13 protein-coding genes are annotated in these 12,831 nt (G+C 60.9%); 10 read left to right on the top strand and 3 right to left on the bottom strand.

Annotated elements, in window-relative coordinates:
- Positions 1 to 274: 274 nt before the first annotated feature.
- From NW809_RS05915 to NW809_RS05900, 4 genes are all read left to right on the top strand, one after another.
- Positions 275 to 2,041, top strand: coding sequence for an MBL fold metallo-hydrolase (locus NW809_RS05915; RefSeq protein WP_099834821.1), 1,767 nt, complete (start codon positions 275 to 277; stop codon positions 2,039 to 2,041).
- A 59-nt stretch (positions 2,042 to 2,100) separates the two neighbouring features.
- A complete protein-coding gene (locus tag NW809_RS05910; RefSeq protein WP_414401723.1) occupies positions 2,101 to 2,844 on the top strand; it encodes an ABC transporter ATP-binding protein in 744 nt (247 codons plus the stop codon).
- An 87-nt stretch (positions 2,845 to 2,931) separates the two neighbouring features.
- Entirely contained in the window at positions 2,932 to 3,516 is a 585-nt protein-coding gene (locus NW809_RS05905) for a TIGR04376 family protein (RefSeq protein WP_011430861.1), read from the top strand.
- Positions 3,517 to 3,713: 197 nt separating this feature from the next.
- Complete coding sequence (locus NW809_RS05900; protein ID WP_099834822.1) at positions 3,714 to 4,010, top strand: PipX family protein; 297 nt, start codon at positions 3,714 to 3,716, stop codon at positions 4,008 to 4,010.
- A 1-nt stretch (position 4,011) separates the two neighbouring features.
- Here the strand turns inward: NW809_RS05900 and pheS are convergent, their stop codons facing one another.
- Together pheS and NW809_RS05890 are read right to left on the bottom strand one after the other, a co-directional pair.
- Positions 4,012 to 5,013 (bottom strand): phenylalanine--tRNA ligase subunit alpha, encoded by a 1,002-nt coding sequence (gene pheS / locus NW809_RS05895; RefSeq protein WP_011430859.1) that lies wholly within the window; start codon positions 5,011 to 5,013, stop codon positions 4,012 to 4,014.
- Between the two features lie 151 nt (positions 5,014 to 5,164).
- Positions 5,165 to 5,776: a chromophore lyase CpcT/CpeT gene (locus NW809_RS05890; protein WP_414401722.1), complete on the bottom strand. Its 612-nt coding sequence runs from the start codon at positions 5,774 to 5,776 to the stop codon at positions 5,165 to 5,167.
- Positions 5,777 to 6,495: 719 nt separating this feature from the next.
- Between NW809_RS05890 and NW809_RS05885 the strand changes: the two genes are divergently transcribed.
- From NW809_RS05885 to murJ, 6 genes are all read left to right on the top strand, one after another.
- Complete coding sequence (locus tag NW809_RS05885) at positions 6,496 to 7,014, top strand: phycocyanin subunit beta (protein ID WP_011430857.1); 519 nt, start codon at positions 6,496 to 6,498, stop codon at positions 7,012 to 7,014.
- Between the two features lie 187 nt (positions 7,015 to 7,201).
- On the top strand, positions 7,202 to 7,684 hold the full coding sequence (locus NW809_RS05880) for a phycocyanin subunit alpha (RefSeq protein WP_011430856.1): 483 nt from the start codon (positions 7,202 to 7,204) through the stop codon (positions 7,682 to 7,684).
- 274 nt (positions 7,685 to 7,958) lie between these two features.
- Positions 7,959 to 8,816, top strand: a complete 858-nt coding sequence (locus NW809_RS05875; protein WP_011430855.1) for a phycobilisome rod-core linker polypeptide — start codon at positions 7,959 to 7,961, stop codon at positions 8,814 to 8,816.
- A 32-nt stretch (positions 8,817 to 8,848) separates the two neighbouring features.
- Positions 8,849 to 9,676: a HEAT repeat domain-containing protein gene (locus tag NW809_RS05870; RefSeq protein ID WP_099813014.1), complete on the top strand. Its 828-nt coding sequence runs from the start codon at positions 8,849 to 8,851 to the stop codon at positions 9,674 to 9,676.
- A gap of 213 nt (positions 9,677 to 9,889) precedes the next feature.
- Positions 9,890 to 10,255: a DUF4278 domain-containing protein gene (locus NW809_RS05865; RefSeq protein ID WP_414401721.1), complete on the top strand. Its 366-nt coding sequence runs from the start codon at positions 9,890 to 9,892 to the stop codon at positions 10,253 to 10,255.
- Positions 10,256 to 10,420: 165 nt separating this feature from the next.
- Positions 10,421 to 12,055 (top strand): murein biosynthesis integral membrane protein MurJ, encoded by a 1,635-nt coding sequence (gene murJ / locus NW809_RS05860; RefSeq protein ID WP_011430852.1) that lies wholly within the window; start codon positions 10,421 to 10,423, stop codon positions 12,053 to 12,055.
- Positions 12,056 to 12,065: 10 nt separating this feature from the next.
- Here murJ and sigC read toward each other — a convergent pair.
- Positions 12,066 to 12,831: RNA polymerase sigma factor SigC (sigC, locus tag NW809_RS05855; protein WP_414401720.1), on the bottom strand; the 766-nt coding region annotated here is incomplete at its 5' end.

The following is a 12,831-nucleotide window of genomic DNA, read 5'->3' as shown; positions in this document are numbered from 1 at the left end:
GCTCTCCAACTCCTAGGGCTGCCAAGCCAGGCACACGGCAAAGCCAAATCCCCCTATTATTCCGCTGTTGCATGGAGAGCATAGAGAAAATGGCCGGCTGCCCCGGCGGAAGTGGTCAACAGCTATGCTGGAAGAAGGATAGGATAGCTAGATCGGCAGAGGTTGCCCCTGCCTTTCCGGGAGGTGTACGGAGGGGGAGGGGCGATCCCTGGCCGAGCCGCCCTTGTGGTTTGCAGGATTGAGCGTGGTCTTCTAGCTTAAAAACAACACATCTGTGGAGTCAGAAAGACCCCCCCTTCGACTGTTTCCCCTGGGCACGGATCCCCGCCGGCAGGGCTGTGCCTACTGGCTGGAGATGGGATCCCACCGCTTGCTCCTCGATTGCGGTTTGCCTGCTTCCTCCCTCTTCAAGGCCCTGCCAGGGATCCCGGATGCGGTGATCTGCAGCCATGCTCACTTTGACCACCTGCAGGGGCTGCCCGCCTTTTATCGTCGCTACCCGCAGGTGCCTATCTATGCCACTCCCCTGACCGCCCACTTGGCGGGCGGCCTGTGGGAGCGGGGCGTTTGGCCGGGCTACGACCGGGAAATTCGCTTTCCTCCCTTTCGGGCACTGCCCTTTGGCCAGGCACGAGAGATCCTGCCCCATCTGATGCTCACCTTTTTCACAGCCGGGCACCTGCCGGGAGCAGCGGCAACCCTGCTGCAAAATACCCAGACCACTCCGGCCCAAACCTGCGTCTACACCGGCGACTGTTCCCTGGCCTCAACCCGCTTTGCCCCCGGCTTGGATCTCACCGCTTTGCGCCATTGGCAGCCGGACGTGCTGCTCATCGAAGCCTCGCTGGGATCCACTCGCCATCCGCCCCGTCGCCATCTGGAAAACCGCCTGCTGGAGCGTCTGATCAGCGCCTTGGCAGCAGGGCAGACGGTGCTGTTTCCGCTGCCGGTGTTGGGGCTGGGGCAGGAGCTGCTCTTCCTCCTCAAAGCCCACCACCGCTTTACCCAGGCTTCCCAAGAGCTGACCGTGTGGGTGGCGCCGGGGCTGGCGGCAGGCTGCAACCTCTACGAACGCTTGCTCCCCTACCTGCCGGAGCCGGTGCGCAATTTCGCCACCTATCAGCCCTTGTTCTGGGAAGACCGCCTGCAGCCGCGGGTGCAGCCCCTCACGGAGGCGGATCCCCTGCCCCAGGGCCTGTTGCTGTGCGATGCCGATGCCGGGCCTGAAGCCTGGGATCCCATCTGGTCGCGCTTGCTGGCCCAGCCGCAGCGCTCCTGTCTGCTGGTGCGGCTGCCGGAAGTGGAGCTGGCCACCCCCTTTGACCAATGGCCAGCGCCGCTGCGCTCCCGCATCGGAGTGGAGTGGCTGGCTTGGCACAGCCACAACGACGTTGGGCATCTGACCCAGATCGTCCACACCTTTCGCCCCCAACATGTGGTCTTGGTGCACGCCAGCCCCCAGCAGGCGCAGGATCTGGCGGATCTGCCGGAGCTGTGCAACCGTTACCATGTCCACTGCCCCCAACCCGGCCATTGGTTGGAGCTGCCCGACGGCCGCCTGCAAACCCAAGTCAAGCCGTCAGAATTTCCCAGGGATCCCGCCTTGCGCTACGAGGGGGAGGTGGAAGAGATCTGGCAGGAACAGGGCTCGCCCCGCGCCTTGGCCGGCGTACAGGTACGGCTGCCCCCTCAGATTGCCCAGGATCCCCGCTGGGCCGCCTGGGCTGAGACTGGCTTGGTGGAGGCCCGCTGGCAGGGATCCGAACTGGTGTTGCGCGGCCTTTCGCCGCGGGAGCTGATCCGCCCGGCAGGGGCCGCCCCCGCACCAGCAGGAATCGTGCCGCGTCCAAAACAGCCTTCTGCCTCCACCGATAACGGTGGCAGAAAGTGCCAGAACTGCCGCTTTGCCCGCCAGATCTTAACCTCACAAGCCCAAGCCTTTCGCTGCGACCAAGAGCGCTCCCCCCTCTACCGCCTCCGGGTGGATCCGCAAGGAAGCTGTCCCTACCATCAGCCGCTGGAAATCCGCTCTTCCGGTTAGTCAGCCCCCGAAGCCCCAGCAGCCCAAAGGCTAGAATGGGGCCAGTCGCGGTACCCACCATGCTTGAGCAACAACCCTGGGCAGATCGTCGCCAGGGGCTGGTCGGATCCCTGGAGCGCCCTACCACACCCCACCTGCCCGTGGTGCAAATGGTCGGGGTGAACAAAGTCTACCCACTGCTGGAAGGCAGCTTTCAGGCCCTCTACGATATCGACTTGGCGATCGAGGCAGGGGAGTATTGCGCCATCATGGGGCCCTCTGGCTCCGGCAAGTCCACCCTGATGAACCTCATGGGCTGCCTGGATCGGCCCAGCTCAGGGCGCTACTGGCTGGATGGCGTGGAAGTCTCTACTCTGACGGATCGGGAGCTGGCCCGGATTCGCAACCAAAAGATTGGCTTTGTCTTCCAGCAGTTTCACCTCCTGCCCCTCTTGACGGCTCTGGAGAACGTGATGCTGCCCCTGGCCTACGCCGGGATCCCGGAGCCAGAGCAACGCCGGCGGGCCAAGCAAGCTTTAGAACAAGTGGGCTTGGGGAGCAAGCTGCACCAGCGCCCGGCTCAACTCTCCGGCGGCCAGCAGCAGCGGGTGGCCATCGCCCGTGCCATCGTCAACCGGCCACAACTGTTGTTGGCTGACGAGCCTACAGGAGCCCTGGACAGCCGCACCGGCCAGGAAGTGCTCAACCTCTTTGCCGAGCTGCACCGCCAGGGCATTACCCTTGTCGTGGTTACCCATGACCTGGAAGTGGCCCAGGCCGCCCAGCGCATCATCCGCGTTGCCGATGGGCATTTGCTGGTCTAGGCTGCGATCCAACGGGGGCCTATCGGGAACGAGCCGGCTTGCGCTAGCCTAAACGCAACTGAGCGCTCGGCCAGTGAGGATCGGCCCATGAAATTGATCGAAGATATCATCCGATTTTTGGAGACCCGCCTAGAGGAATTCCTCAAAGCCCACCCAGAGATCGAGTTGCAAGCCCTCGACGAGCAGTTGCGCCAGCAGGAAGAAGAAACTCGACGGCTGCGGCAGGAAAGCTTGGCCCAGAAGCAAGCCCTGAGCGAAGCTCTCGCCAAGCTGGGCGAGGAGATCAAGACCTGGCACTTTCGCATCGAAAAAGCCGAGCGGGCCAACCGCCCCGACCTGGCCGAAGGGGCGCGTCGACGGGAAGCCGAGCTTTTGGAGAAAGGAAGCCGGTTGTTCAACCAAGGGAAGGCTCTGGAGGAGAAAATCCAGCAACTGGAAGCTCTGCTGCCGCAAATTGCCCGGCGCCGCCAAGAGGTGAAAACCAAGCTGCAAGAAGTCAAGGCCGCCCAAGCCAAAACTGCCGCCGAGCCGGCTTGGGGCTTCAGCCCCTGGGGAAAACCGTTTGAGGAAGATAAGTTGGAGGAGGAATTTCGCCGGCTGGAGATGCGGCTAGAGGTAGAGAAGGAATTGCATGACATGAAGAAAAAGGTGGGGGAACAGCAGCGGCGGTAGCAGCCTGGCCTGTGTCTAAAAAAACTCTGTTAACCTCGAATCCAGTTGCAACAGCCGAACCAAAATCAAGCTGGGTGGAACCTACGATTTGCGCTCTCGGTCTCAAGAGCCGGAGCGAAATCGTTTCGGCAACTTTCTCGGCCACCGAACGAGAAGGAAAGCCCCTCTTCTCCACCAAGAGTGGTACGCTATTGGGCATGAATGAGCTCTATCTAAATCACCCTACATTTGGTTTGCTCTACGGCCTGTGTCGGGTTAACGAAGGTGAGGCCATCTTCACCACCCTTTATGCCCAACGGCTGTTTTTTCGGGTTTACTTCAAGCCCCCCGATCACAACGCCGATCCATCTGCTGTGGAAGAATTGGTCTTTGACCCGATTAGCCGCAACGAAGCCCGCCAGGTCATCGAAGAACAAATGCGCCTGTTGCGCCGCGCCAATCGCAAAGACGAGCTGGAGCACCTGCAGTTGGTTTACAAACGCACCTTCTCTTGACCTAAAATTGCGACAAAAAGCGCAGGTCGCTGCTGTAGAACAGGCGGATATCTTGAATGCCATGTAAGAGCATGGCCACCCGCTCAACGCCGATCCCTGCCGCAAAGCCGGTGTAGCGCTCCGGGTCATAGCCGACCGCCTGAAATACATTGGGATCCACCATGCCGCAGCCAAAAATTTCCAGCCACTTGGAGCCAAAACGCACATCCATCTCGGCAGAAGGCTCCGTGAACGGAAAATAGCTGGGCCGGAAGCGGGTTTCTCGCTGGCCCAACAGGCGAGTGACAAACTCCTTGAGGGTGCCCTTCAGGTCGCAAAAGGTGAGGTTCTGGCCCACCGCCAAGATTTCCATTTGGTGAAACACAGCCGAGTGGGTGGCATCGACACTGTCGCGGCGCATCACTCGCCCGGCATGCACAATGCGCAGGGGCGGCTGGTGTTGCTCCATATAACGCACCTGCACCGAAGAGGTTTGGGTGCGCATCAGATAGCCCTTTTCCAAATAGAGGGTATCCTGCATGTCCCGCGCCGGGTGGTCGGCGGGGGTGTTGAGGGCCTCGAAGTTGTAGTACTCTGTCTCGATCTCCGGGCCGTGGACCACCGTGTAGCCCATCCCCACAAAGATATCGAGCATGCGGTCGATGGTGGCCTGCAAAGGGTGAATCCGCCCTAGAGGCCGGCGCGGCCCCGGCATAGTGACGTCCAGCCGCTCCGCCTCCAGGCGAGCCTGGAGCTGAGCTTCGGCCAGGGCCCGTTTGCGCTCATCCAGCCTAGATTGCAGGGCCTCTTTGAAGGTGTTGGCCAAAGCGCCAATGGCAGGCCGTTCTTCCGGGGGCAGCTTCCCCATGCCCCCCAAGATCTTGGAGAGCTTCCCCTTCTTGCCCAGATAGTCGATGCGGATCTGCTCCAAGGCGTCCAGATCGGCGGCCTGCGCCACCTGGGCAAGCGCCTCACCTTGGAGGGTGAGAAGCTGTTGGCGAAGCGTGTCTCGTTCGTCTTGCATGGGGAAAGTTCATTCGCACATTCGCGTCAGCGTTGCCGAGCAGCCGGCAGACAAGGATCCCTATTGGACATGTAGCGGGCCGCAGTTGCTTTCTCCCAAAGTATCATCTTTCACCGACGGCGCCGAGATTGGCAAGGGATTCTCTTCCCACCTACTGCAGCAGCTCCGCCTGCCAATCGACAACCTTGCGAAAGCGAAAAGGGCCGGCCACAGCTCCCCACACCTGGCGGTGGGTAACCGGATCCATGCCGCGATCGTGGCTGCAAAACTCGTTCTCGCTCAGGTGCAAGGTGGTCTGCAAATAGGTGGTTTGACCGTTGCGCACCACGCAACAGCGGCAACCCGGCTCCGTCACGCCGACAAAAAGGGATCCCTGCCTCTTCACCTGCACATCACACCCCGGCAGGTAGGCCAGATCGGCAGCGCTCAGTTGGCTGAGTTGCTCCGCCCTCCCCCGAGCACACCCCCGCCACCGCTGCGGCTGCAGAGGACGGTAGTTGCGGATCACGATCCCGTCCCCCACTTGAGTGAGTTCCACCACTGCCTGACGATAGGGCTCCTCCAAATGGCCGCTGTAAGCCTGCTCCACATAAAAGCCGATTCCCCCCAGCACAGCAGTTGGCAAGGGGCGATAGGCCACCCGGATCGAGGCAAAAAAAGGTGGGTTCTCCCAGGCTTGCTCTTGGTTGCTGAAGTCTCCCGCCAGCCAACGTGCCATCTGCAACAGCTCAGAGGAAGAGGTGGACTCCAACCAGTTCGACATAACCACGCATCCAGAAATACCGTAGGGACTTATACCGAAAATCCCAGGCGGTCGATGAAAACCTGCTCAGATTTTCCCCTAACCTCTGCTCTGCCGAGGAGGTTCCACAAATGTTAAATTATGTATCCTTTATGAGAAGGTTTGCGTGGATACTGAAGCGGGCTTGCCTCTTGGCCGAAAGCCACAATCACGGTTTATATTTTTCTTCATGTCGTAAAGCTGTGTAAAGTAACATTTTTTTCTGTAAAAACTAAGGCCCTGAAGGATGGAGAGAAGAGGGCGGGATTGCCCGTCTGGATGAGGATCCAAGACTTTTTGCGGCAAGTAAAGTCCCTTTACATTTTTTGATTCAATCGCTCCCTGTCCTCGCGATAGAAAAAGACTGGAAACAAGGCGAGCCAGATTTTCCTCATCTGTCCAGTTCAGGTTGTCGGCAGTGGAGGATCTTTAAGAAGCGGGATCCGTTGACATGTGTCGGCAAGCGGCTTCGCCTGCGAGGCCGTTTGACTGGAGGTGGGTCGAGGATTAGCTTGCCCATCTTGTTTCTACGGGCTTTGATCCCGTGGGCAGGTCTGTTGGGACAAGGAGCTGTGCCAACGGTGCCGGTCGGCATCAGGGATCGGGGCATTGCTGCATTCCTGGCTGGCGGGAGCTTCCACTTCCGCGGCAGGGAGTGACGATTCATAACCTCTTTTGCTTTCGCTAGGAGATTTAAAGCCATGAACGATGTATTTGGCAAAGTTGTTGCGCAAGCTGATTCCAAAGGCGCTTTCTTGGGAGAAAACGAGTTTGCGGCTCTGCAGCAGGTGATTGCCGAGGGGAACAAGCGCTTGGACGCCGTGAACCGCCTCACCAGCAACGCTTCTAAAATTGTGACCGATGCCATCCGTCAGTTGTTTGCCGAGGAGCCCAATTTGAACGCTCCCGGCGGCCCTGCTTATCCCAGCCGCAACGTGGCCGCCTGTATGCGGGATATGGATATCATCCTCCGCTACATCACCTATGCGGTGGCAGCCGCTGACCCCAGCGTGCTGGACGAGCGCTGCTTGAACGGCTTGCGGGAAACCTATCAGGCGCTGGGCACCCCTGGCAGCTCTGTGGCCAACGGCATTCAAAAAATGAAAAAAGCTGCGGTGGCGGTGGTGAGCGATCCCAACGGCATCACCCGGGGTGATTGCAGCGCTTTGATCGCCGAAATCGAGTCCTACTTCGATCGCGCCGCTGCTGCCGTGGTCTGATAGGGCCGGAATCTCCATCGCTTTGCCTGGAACAGTCGGATCCTAGGGTGAAGGCCGCCGTGGAGTTCAACTCGGGTTGGCCTGGGATCCCTGAGAAGACAACCTTTTTTGCAGTCATTTTGCAGTTAAGCCGCTTTTGCAGTGTTGGATTTTTGCGTTGAGCTTAAGTAAAGGAGCGTTTTGAATCATGCAAACCCCTATTGTCGATGCCATTGCTACCGCGGATAGCCAGGGGCGCTATCTGAGCAACAGCGAGTTGCAGGCCATCAACGGCCGTTTTCAGCGGGCTGCCGCCAGCATGGAAGCTGCCCGTGTCCTGAGCAGCCGTGCCGAAGAGCTGGTGCGCGGCGCCACCGAGGCCGTCTATGCCAAGTTCCCCTATACCACTCAGCCTGGGGGACAATGCCACACCCAAGCGGGCAAAGACAAGTGCGCCCGCGACGTGCGCCACTACCTGCGCTACATCACCTACTGCTTGGTAGCCGGTGGCACCGGCCCGTTGGACGAGTATCAGTTGGCCGGGATCCGCGAGATCAACGCCGCTTTTGAACTCTCCCCCAGTTGGTTTATCGAAGCGCTACGCTACATCAAAGCCAACCATGGCCTGACGGGGCAAGCGGCCACCGAAGCCAACACCTACATCGACTACGCCATCAACGCGCTCAGCTAGGTTCTGCAGCTTGGGATCCCCCAAAAAGGTGGCCAGCCCGGCGCTTGAGGGGGATAGCGAAGAAAGGTTGTCGAGGGCAACGGTGGCGAGAAAGGGATCCCTTTGGCCGGTTGAGTCTGAGGATCTCTCCCCCAGAGGGAAAAGCGCCGCTGTTGCTCTCGCTTCAACCCCATATTTGTGCTGCTGAGGGTTGTTGAGTTGAGAGGTGAACCCAAGCAGCCTTTTCAAGCTTTTTTCAAAGTTAATCCAGCCAGTTTCATCATGAGGAATTAACATGAGTGGAATCACAGCGGCAAGCCGAATGGGGATCCGGGGCATTACAGAGACGACTCCCTTAGAATTGCGCCCTAATGCCAGCCAGGATCAGCTCAATGCGATCCTGCGGGCCATCTATCGCCAGGTGCTGGGCAACGATCACCTGTTTGGCGCAGACAGGAAGGAGCTGGCCAGTGCGGAATCGCTGCTACGGCGGGGCAGCCTGACGGTGCGGGAGTTTGTGCGCTTAATCGCCAAGTCCGAAGCCTACAAGAGGCGGTTTTTGTACCCTAACTCCCAGACCCGCGCCATCGAGCTCAACTTCAAGCACCTGCTGGGGCGAGCTCCCACCAGCCCTAAGGATATTGCCCGACACCTGGACATCTACCACGCTGGGGGCCACAGCGCGGAGATCGATTCCTACATCGACAGCCCAGAATACCTGGAAGCCTTTGGCGACAACATCGTCCCCTATCCGCGCGGGTTTGAATATCGCAAGGCCCATACCACCCGCGACTTCACCAACCTTTTTGCCCTCTACGGGGGCTACGCCAACAACGACCGTTCCCAGGGGCGCAGGCCGCGCTTGATGGTACCCCTCGCCACCGGCTTTACCCCGGCCATCCGCCGCATCGGGGTGCGGGGGCTGCTGCCCCCCAGCCCCATTACCAAACACTTGGGGCCGCCAACGGGCCAGTCCGATCGCATGTTCTGCATTGAGGTGACGCGGCTGCTTAACCCGCCCTCGGCCCTGGCCACCTCCAGCCGGGTGCGCAAATCCAACCAGCAGATCTTTGTCTCTGCCGATCAGCTCTCGGCGACGATGCAGCGGCTGCTCAAGTCGGGCGCCAAGATCGTCAGCGTCCGCAGCGCTTGAGGCCTCTGCAGGCGCTCTGGCCTGTTGATGCTATGACCACGGCTGTTCCTTCAGATCTCCCTCCGGCCGCCGACCTCACCCCCGCTGGCCAGATCGCCAAGCTGCGCCATGGGGATCCGGGGGAACGTTACTACGCGGCTTGGTGGCTGGGGCGCATGCGCATCCCCGAAGGGATCCCGGCCCTGATCGAAGCCTTGGCCGATGAGACAGATCGCACCACGCAGGGGGGATATCCGCTGCGGCGCAACGCCGCCCGTGCCCTGGGCAAGGTGGCCTCCCCTGCTGGGATCCCGGCTCTGAAAGAGGCTTTACGCTGCTCCGATGGCCAAGTGGTGGCAGCAGCAGCCCAGGCGCTGGTGGAGATCGCCCTAGCCAATAATCTGGATCGGGATCCCAGGCAAGCCGAAGAGCTGGGAGTGGCGTTGCTCGAAGGGCTGCGCTGGGTGGAGCAGGGTCTGCAGACAGAAGCGCCTGCCGCCTTGGAGGCTTTGATCGAGGCGCTTGGACAGTTGCAGGTGGCTGCCGCCCTGGGGCAGATCCGCCCTTACCTAGAGCACCCCTCAATTCGCCTCCAATGCGCGGCAGCGCGGGCCTGTTACCGGCTGACAGGGGATCCCACTTTTGTCCAACCGCTACTGTCGGTGTTGAGCCACCCCAACATCCATCTGCGGCGGGCTGCCCTGCTGGATCTGGGGGCCAGCGGCTATCTGCCGGCGGCCCAAGCCATGGCAGCGGCAGCGGTGGAGGCCAATATCAAGCTGCTCGCCCTCAAGCAGTTGGTGGAGCTGAACCTCAGACGGGGAAAAGAGGCCGGCACCGACCTGCACCAGGTGCTACGGCTAATCGACGAGCTGCTCTAATTCTCTGGATAGGGAGACGACCTCGACCCAAAGTTGACACCCAACTGCTTATTTTGTTAATTCCGATACAGAATAAAATTGGGTTTTACCCTCTGAGCTGCGCCGAGGAAGCCGAAGCTGTTGTCTAACGGCTCTCAACAAGCTGGCTCAGGGGCGTCGCTTTCTTCCTCAGCTCTTTAAAGATCGCCGCAGTCTATTTGGGGGAGTCTTCCTATGCAACTGACCTACCGGGGCATTGCCCACGACTTTGTCCCTTCTGCCCCCGCGAGCTGCCAGCGGCAGGAGGTGCCAACGCGCTACCGGGGCCTGGCGTGGAGCTGGCCAGCCCAATCGGCGGTTGTGTCGCTGCCACAGTTTTCTGCCTTGAGGTATCGAGGCCTTGTCCTCAATCCGGCGGCGAAGGCAGCGAGCAGGGTGCCGGCGGCTATTTCCCCGCGCAAGGACTTTATAACCTTGGTCGAAGAAACCCATCGGCAAAACCTGCTGCGGCGACTACAAGAGCGCATTCGCGCTGCCCAGGCCCGCGGCGACGAGCATCTGTTGCGGCAACTGGAGCAGGAGCGACAACTGCTGGCCTGAGCTCTGCCTTGCCCTCCCTCCAGAGGTCGGGAGAATCCGGGATAATGGTGCTGCCCTATGCCGAAGCGAGGGGGGTAGCGGCTGTGAGCCTGTGGGTGAATCCTGGGAAGATTAGGGCATCCCGACAGTTGCCCATTGCCAAGGCGGCGGTGGGGAGCTAGGGGTATGAAAGAGTCTGCCCCGCGAATCCCATCCGCCGCGTCTTCTCCACCCCGTTCCTTGCTCTCGGTAGCAGGGCTGGTGGCAGGGGCCACGCTGCTCAGCAAGGGCATGGGGTTTATCCGTCAGGCCCTAATCGCGGCAGTCTACGGCTCGGGGACAGAGTACAGCGCCTTTAGCATAGCCTATGTCCTGCCTGGCTTTTTGTTGATCTTGCTGGGCGGGATCAACGGCCCCTTTCACAGCGCCATCGTCAGCGTGCTCAAAAAGCAGCAGCCGGGAAGAGAGGATCCGGCCCGTTGGCTAGAGTCCATTTCTACCTTGGTGGGCTGCCTGCTCTTAGCGGTGACGTTGGGCCTCTGGTGGGGAGCCGACTGGGTGGTGCGCCTGAGCGCACCAGGGGCCAGCCCCGAAGTGCATGCTCTTGCCGCCGAGCAGTTGCGGATCATGGCGCCGCTGGCCTTGCTCTCGGGCTGGATTGGCATTGGCTTTGGGGCGCTGAATGCGGCCGAGCACTACCTCTTGCCCGCCCTTAGCCCGTTGATCTCCAGCTTGTCAGTCATTGGGATCCTGCTCGCGTTGGGATGGACGGGGATCCCGACGTTGCTGGCCTGGGGGGTGCTCATCGGGGCCATCGCCCAGTGGTTGGCGCAGGTGCCGCTGCAGCAGCGGCTGGGGCTGGGGCGGCTGCGGCTGCGCTTTGAGTGGGGATCCCCGCCGGTGCGGGCGGTGGGCCTGCTGCTGTTGCCGGCGGTGATCTCCTCCGGCATGATCCACATCAATGTCTATGTGGATCTCTTTTTTGCCTCCTTCGTGCCCGGGGATCGCACCATCGGCAACTTGGGCTATGCCCAGCTTTTGGTGCAAACCCCCCTGGGGATCCTCTCCAACATGGTGCTGGTGCCCCTGATGCCTCTCTACGCCCAGCTGGCGGGGGATGGATCCCGCTGGCCGGAGCTGCGCCAGCGTATCCGCCAAGGGCTGATGGTGACGGCCATCCTCACCCTGCCCCTGGCGATGGTGCTGGTGGCCCTGGCCGAACCTATCGTTCAAGTAGCCTACCAGCGCGGTCGCTTTACGCCGGAGGTGACCCAGGAGGTGGCGGCCCTGCTGATGGCTTATGGGCTGGGGATGACCTGTTACCTGCTGCGGGATGTGCTGGTGCGTATCTTCTACGCCCTGGAGGATGGGGCTACGCCCCTGCACATCAGCGGCCTGGCCATCGGCCTCAACGCCCTGCTGGACTTCCTGTTTTTGCCAACCTTTGGAGCACCGGGCATTGCCTTGGCCACGGCAGGCGTTAACCTGATGGCTCTGATTGGGCTGGGGATCCGCCTCCACCAGCGCTTGCCGGAGATCCCCTGGCAGGAGATGGGGCAGGCCCTGCTGCCGTTGCTGGGGATCACCGCCTTGGCCGGGGGCCTCAGCCATTGGCTGTGGACGCAACTGCGCTCCCACGAGATTCTCGGCTCTTCTCTAATCACCGCCGCCCTCTGGGCCGGTCTGGCCGCCGGCATCGGTCTCAGCTTGTTTGCGGCAGGGGCCCTGTATCTGCGGATCCCGGAAGTGAACTGGCTGGCAGCCCAGATCCAGACGCGCCTGAGCAAGATTGCCAGCCAGCGATCTCCATCCAGATCCTAGGCAGGCCCGACTAGCTGATGGCTTCGAGGTAGTCTCGCACTCGGTTGCGCCGCTTCGGCTGCCGCAGCTTTTGCAGGGCTTTGGCCTCGATTTGCCGTACCCGCTCCCGCGACAGATCCAAGGCGCGGCCAATTTCCGCCAGCGAGTAGGTGCGCCCATCCCCCAACCCAAAGCGCATGCGGATCACATCCCGCTCGCGGCTGGTGAGATCTGCCAGCAACTGCTGTAGATCGCGATGCAGGGCCTCCCGCATCATCGTCTCTTCGGGGGAGATGTCGTCGGTTTCCAGCAGATCCCCCAGCTCAGTGTCCTTGTCTTTGCCCACCTTGGTTTCCAGAGAAACCGAGCGCGGCACCCGCACCAGCAGCTCCCTGACCTGGGGCACCGTCATCTCCAGCTCGGAAGCAATATCCTCAATGGTGGGGGTACGGCCTTTCTCCTGGGAAAGCTTGCGCTGGGCTTTTTTGATCTTGTTCAGCTTCTCGGTGATGTGAACGGGCAAGCGGATAGTGCGGCTCTGGGTGGCGATGGCGCGGGTGATGCCCTGCCGGATCCACCAGTAGGCGTAGGTGCTGAAGCGATAGCCCTTCTTGGGATCGAACTTCTCCACCGCTCGCTCCAGGCCCAGCGTGCCCTCTTGGATCAAGTCCAGCAGCTCCAGGCCGCGATTTTGATATTTTTTCGCCACCGACACCACCAGGCGCAGGTTAGCTTTGATCATGTGCTCTTTGGCGCGCTTGCCAATTCGCTGGATCTGCTGTAGCTTCTCGGGGGTG

The sequence above is a fragment of the Synechococcus sp. WC101 genome, assembly GCF_047461555.1.
Lineage (GTDB): Bacteria > Cyanobacteriota > Cyanobacteriia > Thermostichales > Thermostichaceae > Thermostichus.
The sequence above is the reverse complement of the archived record's forward strand: the minus strand, read 5'-3'. Positions and strand labels throughout refer to the sequence as shown.

Coding starts and splice junctions, on each gene's coding strand:
- NW809_RS05900 (WP_099834822.1), top strand. CDS start 3,714: ATGAATGAGCTCTATCTAAATCACCCTACATTTGGTTTGCTCTACGGC.
- NW809_RS05890 (WP_414401722.1), bottom strand. CDS start 5,776: ATGTCGAACTGGTTGGAGTCCACCTCTTCCTCTGAGCTGTTGCAGATG.
- NW809_RS05875 (WP_011430855.1), top strand. CDS start 7,959: ATGAGTGGAATCACAGCGGCAAGCCGAATGGGGATCCGGGGCATTACA.
- NW809_RS05865 (WP_414401721.1), top strand. CDS start 9,890: ATGCAACTGACCTACCGGGGCATTGCCCACGACTTTGTCCCTTCTGCC.
- NW809_RS05910 (WP_414401723.1), top strand. CDS start 2,101: ATGCTTGAGCAACAACCCTGGGCAGATCGTCGCCAGGGGCTGGTCGGA.
- murJ (WP_011430852.1), top strand. CDS start 10,421: ATGAAAGAGTCTGCCCCGCGAATCCCATCCGCCGCGTCTTCTCCACCC.
- NW809_RS05905 (WP_011430861.1), top strand. CDS start 2,932: ATGAAATTGATCGAAGATATCATCCGATTTTTGGAGACCCGCCTAGAG.
- NW809_RS05885 (WP_011430857.1), top strand. CDS start 6,496: ATGAACGATGTATTTGGCAAAGTTGTTGCGCAAGCTGATTCCAAAGGC.
- NW809_RS05880 (WP_011430856.1), top strand. CDS start 7,202: ATGCAAACCCCTATTGTCGATGCCATTGCTACCGCGGATAGCCAGGGG.
- pheS (WP_011430859.1), bottom strand. CDS start 5,013: ATGCAAGACGAACGAGACACGCTTCGCCAACAGCTTCTCACCCTCCAA.
- NW809_RS05870 (WP_099813014.1), top strand. CDS start 8,849: ATGACCACGGCTGTTCCTTCAGATCTCCCTCCGGCCGCCGACCTCACC.